This is a genomic window from Halobacillus sp. GSS1 (assembly GCF_017307035.1).
Classification (GTDB): Bacteria; Bacillota; Bacilli; order Bacillales; family Halobacillaceae; genus Halobacillus; species Halobacillus litoralis.
Genome location: NZ_JAFLHE010000002.1, coordinates 107,763 through 122,441, shown reverse-complemented (window position 1 = coordinate 122,441; position 14,679 = coordinate 107,763). Strand labels below are relative to the sequence as shown.

The 14,679-nt window shown below is 44.1% G+C and carries 16 protein-coding genes; 3 read left to right on the top strand and 13 right to left on the bottom strand.

The window, feature by feature from the left end; genetic code table 11:
• Nucleotides 1–86: 86 nt before the first annotated feature.
• Nucleotides 87–911 carry a hypothetical protein gene (locus J0K78_RS07045; RefSeq protein WP_206946026.1) on the top strand — a complete coding sequence of 275 codons (825 nt, stop codon included), beginning with the start codon at nucleotides 87–89 and terminating at the stop codon, nucleotides 909–911.
• 79 nt (nucleotides 912–990) lie between these two features.
• Here J0K78_RS07045 and J0K78_RS07040 read toward each other — a convergent pair whose 3' ends face one another.
• From J0K78_RS07040 to J0K78_RS07005, 9 genes are all read right to left on the bottom strand, one after another.
• The gene (locus J0K78_RS07040; protein WP_206946025.1) at nucleotides 991–1,248 is read right to left on the bottom strand and encodes a hypothetical protein; all 258 of its coding nucleotides are present in this window, start codon (nucleotides 1,246–1,248) and stop codon (nucleotides 991–993) included.
• 114 nt (nucleotides 1,249–1,362) lie between these two features.
• Entirely contained in the window at nucleotides 1,363–1,488 is a 126-nt protein-coding gene (locus J0K78_RS20150) for a hypothetical protein (RefSeq protein ID WP_255534783.1), read from the bottom strand.
• Between the two features lie 90 nt (nucleotides 1,489–1,578).
• A complete protein-coding gene (locus tag J0K78_RS07035) occupies nucleotides 1,579–1,752 on the bottom strand; it encodes a PspC domain-containing protein (protein WP_206946024.1) in 174 nt (57 codons plus the stop codon).
• Between the two features lie 64 nt (nucleotides 1,753–1,816).
• A complete protein-coding gene (locus J0K78_RS07030) occupies nucleotides 1,817–2,158 on the bottom strand; it encodes a VOC family protein (RefSeq protein WP_206946023.1) in 342 nt (113 codons plus the stop codon).
• The gene (locus tag J0K78_RS07025) at nucleotides 2,155–2,379 is read right to left on the bottom strand and encodes a hypothetical protein (protein WP_206946022.1); all 225 of its coding nucleotides are present in this window, start codon (nucleotides 2,377–2,379) and stop codon (nucleotides 2,155–2,157) included. Before J0K78_RS07025 ends, J0K78_RS07030 begins: the two co-directional genes overlap by 4 nt.
• Nucleotides 2,380–2,486: 107 nt before the next feature.
• Nucleotides 2,487–2,828, bottom strand: coding sequence for an LSm family protein (locus tag J0K78_RS07020; RefSeq protein WP_206946021.1), 342 nt, complete (start codon nucleotides 2,826–2,828; stop codon nucleotides 2,487–2,489).
• A gap of 170 nt (nucleotides 2,829–2,998) precedes the next feature.
• Nucleotides 2,999–3,154 carry a hypothetical protein gene (locus J0K78_RS07015; protein ID WP_206946020.1) on the bottom strand — a complete coding sequence of 52 codons (156 nt, stop codon included), beginning with the start codon at nucleotides 3,152–3,154 and terminating at the stop codon, nucleotides 2,999–3,001.
• Nucleotides 3,155–3,169: 15 nt separating this feature from the next.
• Entirely contained in the window at nucleotides 3,170–6,592 is a 3,423-nt protein-coding gene (locus tag J0K78_RS07010; protein ID WP_206946019.1) for a hypothetical protein, read from the bottom strand.
• Nucleotides 6,593–6,829: 237 nt separating this feature from the next.
• The gene (locus J0K78_RS07005) at nucleotides 6,830–7,717 is read right to left on the bottom strand and encodes a TIGR01777 family oxidoreductase (protein WP_206946018.1); all 888 of its coding nucleotides are present in this window, start codon (nucleotides 7,715–7,717) and stop codon (nucleotides 6,830–6,832) included.
• A gap of 207 nt (nucleotides 7,718–7,924) precedes the next feature.
• Between J0K78_RS07005 and J0K78_RS07000 the strand changes: the two genes are divergently transcribed.
• Entirely contained in the window at nucleotides 7,925–8,383 is a 459-nt protein-coding gene (locus J0K78_RS07000) for a LytTR family DNA-binding domain-containing protein (protein ID WP_206946017.1), read from the top strand.
• Entirely contained in the window at nucleotides 8,380–8,793 is a 414-nt protein-coding gene (locus tag J0K78_RS06995; protein WP_206946016.1) for a DUF3021 domain-containing protein, read from the top strand. Before J0K78_RS07000 ends, J0K78_RS06995 begins: the two co-directional genes overlap by 4 nt.
• A 49-nt stretch (nucleotides 8,794–8,842) precedes the next feature.
• On the opposite strand, the gene J0K78_RS06990 is transcribed toward J0K78_RS06995, so the two are convergent.
• From J0K78_RS06990 to J0K78_RS06975, 4 genes are all read right to left on the bottom strand, one after another.
• Nucleotides 8,843–9,496 (bottom strand): lysozyme family protein, encoded by a 654-nt coding sequence (locus J0K78_RS06990; protein ID WP_206946015.1) that lies wholly within the window; start codon nucleotides 9,494–9,496, stop codon nucleotides 8,843–8,845.
• A 155-nt stretch (nucleotides 9,497–9,651) separates the two neighbouring features.
• Nucleotides 9,652–10,830, bottom strand: a complete 1,179-nt coding sequence (locus tag J0K78_RS06985) for a type III PLP-dependent enzyme (RefSeq protein ID WP_206946014.1) — start codon at nucleotides 10,828–10,830, stop codon at nucleotides 9,652–9,654.
• Between the two features lie 22 nt (nucleotides 10,831–10,852).
• Nucleotides 10,853–12,778, bottom strand: a complete 1,926-nt coding sequence (locus J0K78_RS06980; RefSeq protein ID WP_242517757.1) for an IucA/IucC family protein — start codon at nucleotides 12,776–12,778, stop codon at nucleotides 10,853–10,855.
• Nucleotides 12,759–14,591 (bottom strand): IucA/IucC family protein, encoded by a 1,833-nt coding sequence (locus J0K78_RS06975; RefSeq protein ID WP_206946013.1) that lies wholly within the window; start codon nucleotides 14,589–14,591, stop codon nucleotides 12,759–12,761. The genes J0K78_RS06980 and J0K78_RS06975 overlap by 20 nt, the downstream gene beginning before the upstream one ends.
• Between the last annotated feature and the right edge of the window lie 88 nt (nucleotides 14,592–14,679).

Below are 14,679 nucleotides of genomic sequence, written 5' to 3'. Positions count from 1 at the left end.
TTCTTCTATTAAAACATATTCTCTCCCTTACACGCATAGATTCATTGGTTTACAATGAATGAAGATGAAACACAAGGAGGTCGAATGTGAAAAAAGCAGCACTCCCGATTCTCATGCTTCTAACCGTTCTCACCGGCTGCATGAATGAATCCTCAAACAATGAAGAGACCAAAGAAAAAAATAAAGCTTACACTGCAGATAACGTCTACCAGTGGCTCAATGAATCAAACCTTCTGGACGGTGAAAAGGAACCATTGTCTGAAAGTGTCCAGGAACACGAGCAATTCGTGAACGGCTATTCCATAGGGGATATCGACATTATTGAATATGAAACGGCTGAAGGCACAGAGCACCTCAAAGATCACCCAATCGCCCTTACTCATGAGAACATTGTCCTCATGTTTCTCGGACAGATGTCACAAAAAGAGAGCTTCCGTGAGGTCTTAGAAGCTAGAAAGCCTCTTGATGGACTCTATAGAGGCTACTATAACTCTGCAGCACAACAGTCCTTTGTCCGCCAATTCCGCGATGAGGAATTCAATGGACTCAAAGAGACGTTGGACCAATTTTATAAGCTGGATGATTCGTTGAAGTCTGACACGTTTACAAGATTCATGTATAAAAAAGAGGTGACATGGAAAGGCACGCTTGTCGAAACGTTCCCTGATTTCCTCGTCCTTTATGCAGGAGACTCCTACAATGGAGAAAATTGGATGAATATTGAGGCGGACAGCAAAGAAATGCTGCCTTACATCGTTGTCGTCAACACTCAGAACGTCGAGGGGCAATCGTTGGATTTAAACATAAAAAGAGGAGATTCCATTACTGTAAAAGGCCACATCAAAAAACAAGGGTCTTTAGAGAAGAAAACTCATTGGGGCATTGAAAAGGGAGTGGTTATTGAACAATAAGACGTGCAGAGATCTTTATTCTAAGAGGAGTCGATGATTCGCTTGTGATGTCTTTAGTTCAACACGCTCTCCAACTTATTCATGGAACAGGAACAGGAATAAATTCAAACAGATACGCAAAAAACAAGGCAATGGCTACTAAAGAAACGGCTAGCTTCCGTTTCTTGTATTCTATAAACGCAAATGCTGCAATTCCTAACATCGTTAGTCCATAAAAAACAAAATCGAACCATCGCTCCTCTATGAAGAATGTTTTCACCGTATACAAAAGCCAGTAAAAAAGCACCGCATAAAGATACCATTTGGTATGTTTAGACTCTCTTTGATTATCTTCCATCTATCATTCTCCTTCAAAAAACAGGGGGGTTATTTCCAGCGGTTTTTCTTTTTTCCGCTTCCTGTTACCTATAGTCCTGTCTATGATTCATCCGTGTACTTTCGGAAGCGTGGTTTACTGAAGTAAGCACCTGTAAGTTGGAAGGAATAAAAGGGACGCAAGCATACCTGTCGCCGCCTGATTCATCAATAGAGAAACCGGAATAGTGATGGATGCTAATAGAAAAAAGATTTTCATCATTCTTTATCCTCCTTCCCAATCTCCCCCTCCCCCTCGGAGCTGGTCTCCTATGCTGAAGAGAAGATGGATCGTGTGAAACCGAACCTACTATTACAGAGACGGATGGTCACTCGGCAGTGTATTGGCAAGAAGGATGTAAAGGAAAAGAGAGAACGGAAATGTAAGGACAAACAAAAGACGAATGGCCATAGGAAAAAGCCCAAAATGATGAGCAATCCCTGCACAGACCCCATGCAGGGACTGATTTGTCACCGATCTTTTCATTTCTTACTCCCCCTTTCAACCTTGAATCATCCTGTGAATTCACATTTGAAAAAAACTCATAAGTCTATGAATAGCAACAAACCTGGAGACGATTGCCATCCAAATCGTAAAAATCGAAATAATAATTATCTGCGTCTGTGTGCTTGTCCCCTACGTCTATCTTTTTCTCTCTTAATTGTTCATAAGTCTCATCAATATTCCTCGAGTAAAAAATCGGATAGCTCCGACTTGGTGACTCCACGTTTGCTTCTTCAATCGTCAAGGGTACCGGATGATTGCCGATGGAAAGCACGCGGTATCCTTCCCCTTTGAAAGAAATGGTAAATCCCAGCTTTTCCTCATACCATGAACCCGCTCTCTCAGCGTCTTTCACGGTCAGACACATCGTATCGATTTTTTCAATCATACCGAACCTTCTCCCTGTTCATATATTTTTCTGGCATGGGCCTTTTGCTGCGACTTCCACGTCCGAATCATATTGGGAACCCCGACACTCAAACTGACCAGTAAACTCCACATCACGTAACGCCAATCCCCTGTAATTAAAGCGACCACAACAAAAAAGGCGAGCTGCCCCACAAGGGCAAACCATGAAGCAATCCAGGCAAACGTCAGGTTTTCTTTCATCCCATTCCCACTCTCCTATGGTAAATGATTCCTTTTACTCATCGTATCATAAAATCCGTCAGACAGAACAAAAAAGCCACTGAAACTTTTCAGTGACTTTTCTGCTGTTACCACCAGTATGAGTATGGATAATAATACGGCCACCATCTGCGGATCCCCCAAAACGGAAAGCCGAACAGCCCGAACGGTCCAAAGAATGGGAAGAAAAGCCGGCTGTCCTCCTGGTTTACATCTCGGTTTTGTCCTTGCTGGCCTTGCTGTCCTTGCTGGCCTGTTGGCATAATCAAATTCATTTGATTATGATCATAGCTGTGCAGCAGCCCTGTATGTGTCTGCCCATCCGTCATTTCGATCTGAACCATTTGATAAAGGTTATGCCTGCAAAAGTCATGGATGTTTTTAGACTGGTTTCCACTTCCCTGCATCTGTGGGTTACCTGTATTGGTCATCACATCACCCTCCTTTGACTCTTCACATTTTATGCAAAGCGCCCAGGAAGGTGATAGAAAAACTCCATTCGAACATTACAAAGGTTTGGGCGCATTCGGGTGGACGATCTTAAGACCACATGCTGTTAACAGAATAACGAATAGCAGTGTTGATAAGCGCGTAGCCCCCCTTACAAAAAAAGATTTCTCAAGTACAACACTCCATAGATGGCTCCACCCAAAAGCCCGATCATTAATCCAACCATGATAAATCCGTAGGTGAACCCTTTAAGCATGGAGAGGATATCAAGGGACATGTTTTTTATCGTGCGTAAAATAAAATTCATGTGACGACTCCTTCACTACTGCCATTTCTTAAATGCTTTCCAAAGTTTCTTCCACTTCTGTTCTACAGGCTTCACTGATTCTGAGCGTTGTTTCTGCCATTCATTATAGCTCGCGATTCCGATCAGAACGAGTCCTGCAATCAATAGATAGACCCACCAAGGAAGATTCCCCCAATACGGACGTGTCTGGTAAATGATATTGAAAATGAGGACACCCATCCCGACAAGGAAGTACGATTTGATCCGGAGCTGCATGCCGGCAATCATTGAAACGAGTGACAAACCTCCGATGATCCAGGCATCCCAGATCGTGTGGTTCTGAATGGCATCAAGCACAAGGTAGCCTGCGATTAAAAGCAAGGCAGCCAACTGAACATAGGACATCACCTCTGGAGACGCAGGCCATAGTTTCTTTCTGACAAACACAAGAACAATCAATACCGGGAGGGTCTGAACCTCTGCCATGATCAAGTCAGGGATGTATTCATTGTAGGCGGCAATGATCATCAAGTATCCTCCATAGATACTGACTGTGGCACCTGTATTAAAGACATTCTGAAGGAATTTTTCGAAACATTTCCTTCCGCCAAGGTAGAACCATAAGCTAAGAAGTCCTACAGGGAGAATCCGTATCCAGACACTTTCATCCCACAAAGTGTACAAATTCAAATACCCAATATACAAAAGCGCTGTCCACGTATAGGCATCAGCACGGAGCCCAGGTCCGAACAGTCTTTTTTGCAGAAGCATTCCTGCCGCAAGAAGAACCAGTGTACCTAAAGCAAGGACAAGGATCACGTCCATATCGGTCCAAAACACCCGCAGTTTTTCCCATAACCCGAAGGTCAAGAGCAATGGAACAAAGCGAACGATCGACCAAGGCCTCTGATGCAGGAAGAAGAGGATGAAAATGGTGTAGCCAATCACCAGCAGCCATTCTCCCTCCACCTCTAGAGAAACGTCGGTAATCACGACGAACAGACCTAAAATGGAAAAGGGAATGATGTACCATTCTATACGTTTTTTCCACTCGGGAGATACGAAAAACCAGAGGACTGCATACAAGACACTGCTGGCCAAAAACGCATACTCATAAGGAATCTCATCCCATCCTAGTTCTTTCGGAAGGGTGACAACGAGAAAATACTCAGTCGTCAGTGCAGCGTACAACATCGTTTTAATTCCTGATTCTCTTCCTGCTTTCAAAGCACTGAAGACATACACCGCTAAAGGGATCATTAACAGAATCGGGTGAGCATTTTCTGCCCCCAGCTGATCCAGTAAAATGAGAAGGACAATGAACGGCTGAACGATATGTCCCAGCATATAGAAATGCGGGCGCATCCCTTTTGATTTCTTTTCTCCCCATTCACCAACAGCAATTAAGATCACAGGTGCGAAAACCATAAACAAAAGGACGTTGGAAAATGAATCGATACGCAATGGAGCAATCAATGATGTATAAAAGGCGAGTGACGCGACAGATACGAAACTCCAATAGTACGTCTTTTTTGAATAGCGGACAAGCAGGTACATCATTCCGATGCCTGCAAGTAACAAGAGGGGCCGGACAAGATTCGGGTCCACTCCGTCATCTGCAAGCAGGAGCAGCATGGCCGCCACGTAGGTTCCCTCAGCGACATAAAACGTCGACCAAGCAAAATCGTTTTCCTCTGTCTTTTTCCAAACATAATGAAGGCCAAGTAAAAGGATACCTGTCAATGCGATATGGAATGAAATGGAATATCCTTCACTGTAGGCAGGCACCCATTCGAGTAACTTTTGATAAAAAATGGCGGAAGCAGCCACCAATCCAGATGGAAGCACCCAGACAGCCGTACGAGTCATATCGGCATGCGGGGAGCTCTTTTTCACAAAATAAGCAAGCAGACTGAAAATGAGCAGCATGACCGCACTATAGCCGTACTGCAGGTCATAGAGGGCGAAGTATAAACACCCCGTCAGGACGAGTAAAGACGTATAAAAACTGCTTTCCTTCACCGCGTGCAGCCACTTGATTTTCGTCCAGATTCCCACATATAAAAACAGGAGAGAAGCGGCTGTAAATAGGAAGAAGAACAAAGGTCCCGTCTGACTCAAATCCCACAGCTGAGCCGCTGATACAAAAAAGAACACAGCAGCTAAATACGTGAAAATCACATGGTTCGTAACATTCGATAAGACAAGATAGTTGATCATGATAACCACATAGGCGAGAAGAAGGAGCCATGAGCTGGTCTGCTCCTTGATCAAGATGCTTTCATAAGTAATATAGATGAAAGCCAAAAGTGACACGATTCCACTTATTAAACGGAATACCTTTTCAATGAATCTGTGATTTTCAAATGCGTAAGCGAACCCAAGATAGAGCAGTCCTACAACCGCATATACAAGGGAATCGATGGTATACAACGGCGTATTCTCGACAAGCTGGTAGACGGCATACACGAGCATCACAGAAAAGACAAACTGATATTCTTTCGTTTTATAAACAAAGACCATCGCCATATAGACACTGGCGGTCAATAGCAGGTTGAAACTGTAAAACACTTCGTTTTCAAAGAAAAACAGCATCAACAAGGTTGAGATCAGGAGATTCAACTGGGCGTAAAATGGCACCTCCTTGAGGAATAACTGGAGGTGATTCCTATTTTTTAACTGAATATAGGCGACAAGCAAACCGGCATTATACAACATCAACCCAAGATAAAAAGCATCCAGCGATAACGGTAGTGCTCCAAGCATGAAACCTACCGAAAGCGATAGAAACAATAGCGAAATCCATACATAAAGACGCGAACGATGGACAAACGCATGCCTCACATATAGAGGGAGTGGAATCGCCGTCCCCATCAAACCGAGCAAGTACTTTCCTTCACCATTCAGAGATAAATAAGTACCGAAAAGCTCAAAGTAACCGATGGCTACAATCACGATGGGAATGAGCAGACTTCCAAGTGTTAAAAATGCGAAAGCCGTCTGTTTGATCTTCAAGAAACGGCCGGTTCCATAGCTTAATGCGAAGAAAAACAGCGATACAGCTGAGATTGAAACGACCTTCGTCGCCGCTCCCATCTGATCCCACTGACTCGTCGCAACGATCAAACCTGTAATAAGCAGGATGGAAACACCTAAAATCAACGTCCACGTGATGTTCCGTTCGCGGATTTGTTCTGGTGTGCGTTCTTTTTTCTTTTTGACAGGTTTGGGTTTCGGTGCTGGTTTCGGCTTTTTCTTCTGGGCTGGAGATGAGTCTAGTTGTTCCTCTTGTTTAATGAACGCCTGTTTTCTATCTATAGATTCATAGTCTGCCAGATACGCGCCCTGCGCCTGCAGCAGCTTCTTGTATTCTTGATCTGTTATGTACCCATTTTCCTTCAGATGATTCAATTGCTCTCTGAATACCCTCTGTTTCTCTTCCTTTGATAAGGCGGCCATTTCTTTCCCCCTCCCAACTGCTCCTTTTGTGTAATTTTACACCTAGGGAATGTTTCTTGCAACATTTTCCATTAAACTTAATTCCATAAATTCAATGAAGCCATTCAAAAAAAGAAGGTTGCTCATTACTAGAGCAACCACTGCCTTCTTTTGACACATATATCCATAAGCTACGTTTCCATTTTATGTAACTTCATTGTAACATATTTAAAATATTCTCCCAGGTCTTTTGATCGTTTATTTCTCTAAGATTTCTTCCAGCGTAGATTCAAGAGTTGGATATTGGAACGTGAAACCTGATTCCTCTAATCTTGCAGGTACCACCCACCTGCTCTTCAATACGAGCTCCGATTCCGTCCGAATAAGGGCTGAACCTATCTCGAGCACCCATTTAGGTGCTGGTAAACCGAAAGACCGGTTCGACCTTTCACGGAGCAGACGCATGAGTTCTTCATTGGAGACAGGGTTTGGTGCGGCGCAATTGAATACACCCTCTAACTGTTTGTTATCTTCTATAAACAAACACACCCGATAGAGGTCTTCCACATGAATCCAGCTGAACATTTGCTTTCCGGAACCTTGTGGCCCGCCAAGTCCGAACTTCACCAAATTTTCGTATGGGGTCATCACCCCTCCATGTTTTCCTAAGACAATGGCTGTTCGAAGGGCTACTTTTCTCGTTCCAGGTGTGTGTAAGGCAAAGAAATTGTCTTCCCAATTCGTAGCGACATTCACAGAAAAGCCGGTTCCGATCTCTCCACCTTCCTCCGTCATCGGTTTATCGTCCGCATGTCGATAAATGGTGGCCGTACTTGAGTTCATCCAAACTTCCGGGGGAGCAGAACATTTCTGAACAGCTTCCCCAAGGATATTTGTCGTGACTACTCTGGAAATCATAATCTCATTTTTATTTTTTGTGTTATATCGGCAATTGACGGATTTTCCGGCAAGGTTTATAAGCATATCCGCCCCTTCAAGTGCCTCTACAATCCCCTTTTGATCCTGCCATTGAATGTTCCCATTCCTTCTCGAGATGACATGGACTTCATAGCCGAGATCCTCGAACCTTTTTTGAAAATACTCTCCTATAAACCCAGTTCCTCCAGCTAGAATTACTTTTTTCACGTCGTAAAACTCCCTTCTGTACTTAAGTTTCACCTTAAGACCATTCTACGGAATGCACCTATACTTGTACAATTTTCCATCACAGGTGACTCCGCAGATAAGACCACTCACCTTCACCCTAATGCCACATACCTTTCTTTTCATGACAGAAATCACATGCACATCTATACTGACAATAGAAAGACAGACGGGGAGGTTAAAGGGTTAATGAAACTAATCGTAGATATCAATGACACGTACGAAGAAACAAAAGTGACCGTAGAATGTAAAAGAGTGGATCCATCCATTAGAAAAATACTCGATGTTTTGGAGGAAGAAAAACATGATTTGGTGATTGGTTATAAAGAAGACCGGCAGCACCTGCTTAAACCGCGGGACGTTGAGTATTTCTACACAGAAAAAGAAACCGTCTACGCCTCTCACACAAAAGGAAAGTACAGAATAAGAGAAAAGCTTTATGAGCTGCACGAATCTCTACCATCCGACCAGTTTATCCGCCTATCGAAATCAACCATTGCCAACCTATACAAAATCAGTCATTTTGAGCCGTCGTTTCACGGAACGCTGGTCGTCCATTTTCAGTCAGGCAGCAAAGAATATGCATCCAGGCATTATGTAAAAGAAATCAAAAACACCTTAAAAATGAACAGGAGGAAAGAAAAATGAGAACATTTTTATTTAGAAGTATGATCGGCATCTTCTTCGGAGCATTTCTAGCGATTATGATGACTTACGCTGTCACTTGGTTCGGGGATTTGGAAACACTCTCTGCAGATGATTTCGCTCGAAACTCGCTTGGAAGCATGTTCTGCGGCTGGTTTTTCTCCGTCACGCCTTTATATTTTGAAATGACAACACTCAAACTGTGGCAGCAAACCCTCTTACATTTCATCACGGTCTCTCTGCTTTACTTCATCATCAGCTTCGGCATCGGATGGATTCCTTTTCAAGTGACATCAGCTATGATCTCCATTCTTGCGTTCTTGATCATTTATCTCATAATCTGGATCGGATTCTATCTTTATTTCAGGTCCGAATCCAGGAAATTGAATGAAGAATTGAATCATATCCAATGAAAAAACACCTCGAACCTATCAATGGTTCGAGGCGTTTTTCCATACGGAATCAGGAAGAGGTCGCAAGCAGGTCGCCATCTTCTTCATAGTGGTCAAGCACAGCATCTACGTAATAAATATCTCCATAACAGGCGTCGTACTGCTCCGCTTCCTCTCGGATGCAGCTGTATTTGCCTGTATGTTTTAATTCCTCATATTTCTCAGATGAAAATTCTATGGCCAGTTCCTGCGTATATTCCCCACCATTCTTTTTTACAAAATCAATGAATCCTGCACCAAAATTGTACGATTGCAGAGCAAGTTTCACATCTCCGTCAGCACGTTCCAATGTATTTGCGAAATAGGCCACTCCCTGCTCGATGGACGTTTCAGGATTTTCAATACAGCCCACTTCCCCGCAATGAGATTCAGATGCCTGCATCGGGTCGTCCCCCCGTCCACCAGACTCCTGCATCATCAAAGCCAGCAGGATATCCTTGTATTCCCTGATGCCTTCCTGCTCCGCATACGTTGCAATTTCATCTTCATACTGCAGGACCTGCTGTGGTAGATCCGGTTCCTTTTCCTCTTCCGTCGTCCAGCTGCTCATGATTCCATCTCCAAGCTGACTTTTCATTGTGAAAAATACGAGTCCGAGCAGAAAGAGAGGGAGAAGAAAGGCTCCCCACGAGCGTCCTTTGTTTCTATGACTCTTTTTATTCATCCCTCTCCCCCTCCCTTCGACTGGGTTCTATTTATATCTTACCATTTCCTGATAGAATTAACTTTCAATAAGCATTACATAGAGCCGATTGCGGCAAACGCTTTTTCTATTATTTCTTTTTTAAAAAACAAAAAAACCGCCACGAAATGTGACGGCTATTTCTTTTCATCCAAATAAATAAATTCCGGTTTGGGATGACTTAAAAATTCATGATGCGAAATCGTCCACGCATACGCACCAGCATAATTAAAAATCACAACATCTCCCGCTCTTAGTTCCTCCACATGTTCCCTTCTCACTAGAACATCATTAGGCGTACAAAGCTCTCCAGCAATCGTCACTTCTGCATCTTTCACCCCCGGCCTTTCATAAGGCGCCTCCCATTCTTCAACCGGATGAATGCGGAAGGGATGATTCATTTTCCAGGCAGCTGGCAGCCGGAAATGATGCGATCCCCCACGAATGAGCGCAAAATGCTGATCATGGTTAGCTTTTACATCGATGACTTCGGTTACGTACGAACCAGCCACAGATGTCATGAACCTCCCAAGTTCCAGCACTAAAGCCAGCCCGTCCATTTGGGGTTCCAATTTATGAAGTCCTGTGGCAAACGTGTCCCAATCAAAAGGTTCTTCCGGGTCCCAATAATTGATGCCGATGCCGCCGCCAATATCGACCGTACGGATGCTCAATCCAAAACGTGTCCTCCAACTCTTCGCTTTTTCCAAGCACATAGAAACAAATTGCACATGGGCCTCAGCATTAAGATTGTTGGACATGGCATGGAAATGGAACCCGTCGATACTCACATGATTCATCTCCAGCGCTTTTTGAATGATCAGTGGCACCTCACGTTCATCCACACCGAATTGAGTCGGGACGCCGGACATCATATGATGACTTTCCGGAACATCACGACTCAAATTGGCACGAATCAGTATCGGAGTGATGACACCTTTTTGGTTGGATAACCATTCGATACGGTTCAAATCATGGAAACTTTCAACGTTAATGGCTTCCACTCCTGCATCAATCGCTTCCTCTATCTCCTCCTGTTTTTTTGCAGGAGCGCCGAAGAGCATAGGTTTTTGATGGGGCACCTTCTGCAGCTCGCCTCCTGAAGCGACTTCAAATCCGTCTACCATCGTAGCGAGAGTTCCGAGAATACGCGGATCCGGATTCGCTTTTACTGCATAAAAAAGCCGGCAAAAAGCCGGAAGACTGTTTTTCAATGTTTCCACATGCTTCCGTAACTGACCTAAATCATAAACATAGGCACATACGGGGCCGTCTTGTTTACGCTTTTTATTTTCTATATATTGTTCAATCCTCATAACTGCATCCTCACATTTCCTTTTAGGCTAAAGGATTCGGCACTTCCGTGTAGGCATCCCCTTTACTATTGCTCAACCTCATTTGAGTCAATGACTTATGCATGACCGTCGGCTGAAATAAAAAGGTTCGATCTTCTGCCACTTGGGTGGCAAGATCCTTCACTCGGGACAACCGATCCAACTCTTCCCTTACCACTCTTTTAACTTCTAACCAAAAGGTTTCTTCCGCTAATCCTGAATATCGAACGAGCTGACGGATGAATTCTCCCAAATGGTTTTGAAATACGGTGTAATACAACTTATTATGCATCGAAGAACGATCGTTCGTCACACTCACTGAATCAGCGGCAAACTTCGGACGAATCCCTTGTTTCCGAAGACGTTCCGGATAAACCCTCGTTCCTCCCCAGTCCCGGAAGAAAAAGCGGGTTAAACGACCATTCCTGAACACAGGAACACTGTTCTGCAGATGCCCTTCCAACGCAACGCCATACTTCACCATCATTGTCATATAGCCGGGGAGCACCTTTTGAATATAATGACAGAAAAACTCCTTGGACGCTTCGTATCGACTAAGATGATGCTTCTTCTGAAATTCCTGGACAAGCTCATGAAGAATCGTCAGGCCACTAACTGGGGATTGCGCATACAAGCTCATCCCCGCAACCGCCACTTCCCCATCTTCCAGGTGTGGGTGAAGAGATTCACGGATCAATGTTGTCAAATTACGGCTCTTCAACTGCTCCTCAGATCGGAAAGCAGCCCCGCCCCATTCATTTAAGGGGACAAAAGAACGCAAGAGAGGTTCCCTATCTTTGATATCCTGCATCATTTTTGTAAAAACAGTAGAATTCATCGCTGTCTGAGTCGATATCGAACGGACGGTAGATGTCATCTGGCTGTTTACCGCAAGCTTCAACACAGGTGCTTCATTCTTTCTGGGAGCCACCGTTCGGAACGAAGAAGTCGCCTCTGCATTCATCGGCCTTGAAGATAACAGGACCACTTCTCCCTCTTCGATTTCCTTTTGATAAATCACTGGGATGGCATGTTCGAACTGCCAAGGATGAACAGGTAAAATCGTGTACAAATTCTCCACGTATCCACGATCCTTTAACTCCTTTTTCCCTGCTTCAGCAGCTTCAGGGAAACTGGATTCAAACGATGTACCTGTACATAACACCAATGTTTTTTTTACAGCAGCCATACGGATAGGAAACGTCTGATGAAACTCCGGAGAATAACGAAAAGTATCTTCATAGGTCAATCCCAGTTTCGTCTTAGCTCCAGGATGAAGATGGTGCCCTTCAACAACCAGCTGCTCGAAAAACAGATGGGCTTCTTCCCCTTTTTCCAACACGTATTCAATGGACGTTCCAACATCAAGGCTCGCCGCTTCCCTTCGCACCGTCTGTTTCCATTCCTCATAAAAAGTGAGGGCCAGCGCAAGATTTGCCGTGCCATTATTCAACTCCTCGACAAAGGTTTCAAGATTGGAGTAATCTTTTTTGTTAAACAAAAGAAACAAAAGCTCTGTAGCAGAAGATACAGGACGAACTCCCTCAGCCTCCATAAGCAAAGGCACATCCACTTCGACAAAGCGGAATGCCGATCGGTTCAAAACAGGGAACAAGATTTTATTCCCCTGTTTTTCCACCATCAAATGGGTTTGCTCTTTATCCAGTGGAGAGTCTCCACCTTCATTCATTTTTCTACACAAATAAGAATCTTTCCCATCCAATGTAACAGCATCCGAATAAACCTCATCAATGTTCTCACGAATAATGGAATTCGCAAGCTTTAAAAGGAGGCCTTTTCTTGCTTCGTCCCGACAACGCCAGAAACGCTCGGCATGAGCAGGATGGGCACTCTTTAAGAATTGATAAACCTGGTCCTCTTCTTTATGCAGGTCAAGGTCTTTCATACGCTCAGTTAAGGGCAGAATCATTCTGTTTCACCTCTTTTCGCCTGGTAAAAGGATGAGGGATTTCCACATAAAGATTGTCAGTATATTGGTCTGACAAACGCATTTTCACCAAGGCCTTCATTTTCGTCGGTTTCGAAAGAATTTCCTCTATATCTAGCAGAGCTTCTGCTTGAATTTGTTCATCCTCTTTCATTTGTTCATAAGTTTCTTGGATGACCCGCTCGACTTCCCTCCACATTTTTTCTTCCTTTACAGAAGTTCGTCTAGCAAGCGCGACGATGAGCTCTCCTAAATGATTATGGAACAGCGCATGCGAAAAAACATCCAATAACTCAGACCGATTTTTTGTCAGTAAATTCGTGCTTGGGTCGATCGGCTGTTGATCGAAGAATTGCTCTAAGCGTTCGTTCATGATACGGATGCCTCCGTAATCACGAAGTACCGCCTTTTTCGGTATTCCTTTTTCAAAAATGACGACACAGTTCTGCAGGTGGGCCTCCATGCTTATGCCATATTTTGTAATTAACTGAAGCACACCCGGCAGTACTGTCTTCGCATAATCATAGATGAACGCCTCGGGGGAAGAATAGGCGCCCGCCGCTTCTTCAACGATCAGCTTGCCTGAAAACGGAGAAGGCGCCAGTAAAGATGCGGCTGGCAGCGCTACTTCATCCCGTCCCAAACCTTTCTCCGGGTTTTCTCGCAAAATTGCCGCTGCATTTTTTTGAAGGAAATTCCTGTCTTCTTCCCAGGCGGGCTTATAGTGAATACCGACCTCCTCCCCCATGACGGAGAGAGAACGTGACAACCCCTCATCACGATCGAAGATGGTTTGCAAGAGTCGGGATAGTGTGGGTCCATTTTTTGTCGATGCCGCTGAAACAGTCCGGACCGCGCTTGTCATCTGGACATTGACCGCTGTTTTGATGTGATGCTTAGAGCGATCATTTAGAGGTGCAAGCGACCGGAATGAAATCAGCGCGGAAGTCGGAAGCGTGATTTCATTAAGCAGAAGTAGTAATTTCCCTTCTAAATCTTCCTTATAATAGGTTGTGATGGTATGTTCCCACTGCCAAGGGTGGATCGGAATGATTTCATAGTCATCAGCCACCAAATCATGAATTTCACAAACGTTTTGAAAAGCTTTTTTCAATGGTGGGTATTCCTCCAAAAGGATGGACTTTGTGCTCTCACCATTTTTTGATGTCATGTGATAACGGTCCTTATGAACGAGCAGCGGCAGCACGTCCGGTTTCCCTTCCCATTCCGGAGCATACCGGATGACATCCTCAGGTGAAAGGCCCATTCTTGTTCGGCTGCATGGATGAATGGTATGCCCCTGGATGACCCACTGCTCGAAAAAAGTCAGCGGGCTCTTTTGAGAAGCCGCATAAGAAAATGCATCTTCTGCCAGGTTGTCGATTTGTTTTCTTCTATGCTCCGCTACTGTAAATGCCAGCGCCAGGTTCGTCACACTGTTGAGGATTTCTTTATAAAAATCTGATCGATCATTTCCCGGGAAAAGCAGTTCTAAACAAGTTTCGGACTTATCGACCAAGGCTTGATTTCCCTCTTGATCCACAAACAGGAGGTCTCCATCAATATCGATGTGTTGAAATATGTAAAGATTGGAAACAGATACGTGAAGTTCTCCACCCTCAACGGAAAGAACTAAAGTATTTCCACGGTCCCTCCATTCGTGAGGCACGACACGCTCCCGATAAATCGCTTGAATCAACTGATGTAAAGTAAGAGTATCCGCTTCTTTCAACTTTTCTAAAAAGGTTATTTCGTAACCAGGTAATTTTTTTTGTAGAAGTTTCATGGCTTCCATGAAGTTCACCTCCTTGGAGGAATGATGTAGTATTGTAAATCCTCCTATTCCCTAAAACAGTGAATCATAATCGGACTTACTCGCGTTC

Coding starts and splice junctions, on each gene's coding strand:
- J0K78_RS07040 (WP_206946025.1), bottom strand. CDS start 1,248: ATGGAAGATAATCAAAGAGAGTCTAAACATACCAAATGGTATCTTTAT.
- J0K78_RS20150 (WP_255534783.1), bottom strand. CDS start 1,488: ATGATGAAAATCTTTTTTCTATTAGCATCCATCACTATTCCGGTTTCT.
- J0K78_RS07035 (WP_206946024.1), bottom strand. CDS start 1,752: ATGAAAAGATCGGTGACAAATCAGTCCCTGCATGGGGTCTGTGCAGGG.
- J0K78_RS07030 (WP_206946023.1), bottom strand. CDS start 2,158: ATGATTGAAAAAATCGATACGATGTGTCTGACCGTGAAAGACGCTGAG.
- J0K78_RS07025 (WP_206946022.1), bottom strand. CDS start 2,379: ATGAAAGAAAACCTGACGTTTGCCTGGATTGCTTCATGGTTTGCCCTT.
- J0K78_RS07020 (WP_206946021.1), bottom strand. CDS start 2,828: ATGACCAATACAGGTAACCCACAGATGCAGGGAAGTGGAAACCAGTCT.
- J0K78_RS07015 (WP_206946020.1), bottom strand. CDS start 3,154: ATGAATTTTATTTTACGCACGATAAAAAACATGTCCCTTGATATCCTC.
- J0K78_RS07010 (WP_206946019.1), bottom strand. CDS start 6,592: ATGGCCGCCTTATCAAAGGAAGAGAAACAGAGGGTATTCAGAGAGCAA.
- J0K78_RS07000 (WP_206946017.1), top strand. CDS start 7,925: ATGAAACTAATCGTAGATATCAATGACACGTACGAAGAAACAAAAGTG.
- J0K78_RS06995 (WP_206946016.1), top strand. CDS start 8,380: ATGAGAACATTTTTATTTAGAAGTATGATCGGCATCTTCTTCGGAGCA.
- J0K78_RS06990 (WP_206946015.1), bottom strand. CDS start 9,496: ATGAATAAAAAGAGTCATAGAAACAAAGGACGCTCGTGGGGAGCCTTT.
- J0K78_RS06985 (WP_206946014.1), bottom strand. CDS start 10,830: ATGAGGATTGAACAATATATAGAAAATAAAAAGCGTAAACAAGACGGC.
- J0K78_RS06980 (WP_242517757.1), bottom strand. CDS start 12,778: ATGATTCTGCCCTTAACTGAGCGTATGAAAGACCTTGACCTGCATAAA.
- J0K78_RS06975 (WP_206946013.1), bottom strand. CDS start 14,591: ATGGAAGCCATGAAACTTCTACAAAAAAAATTACCTGGTTACGAAATA.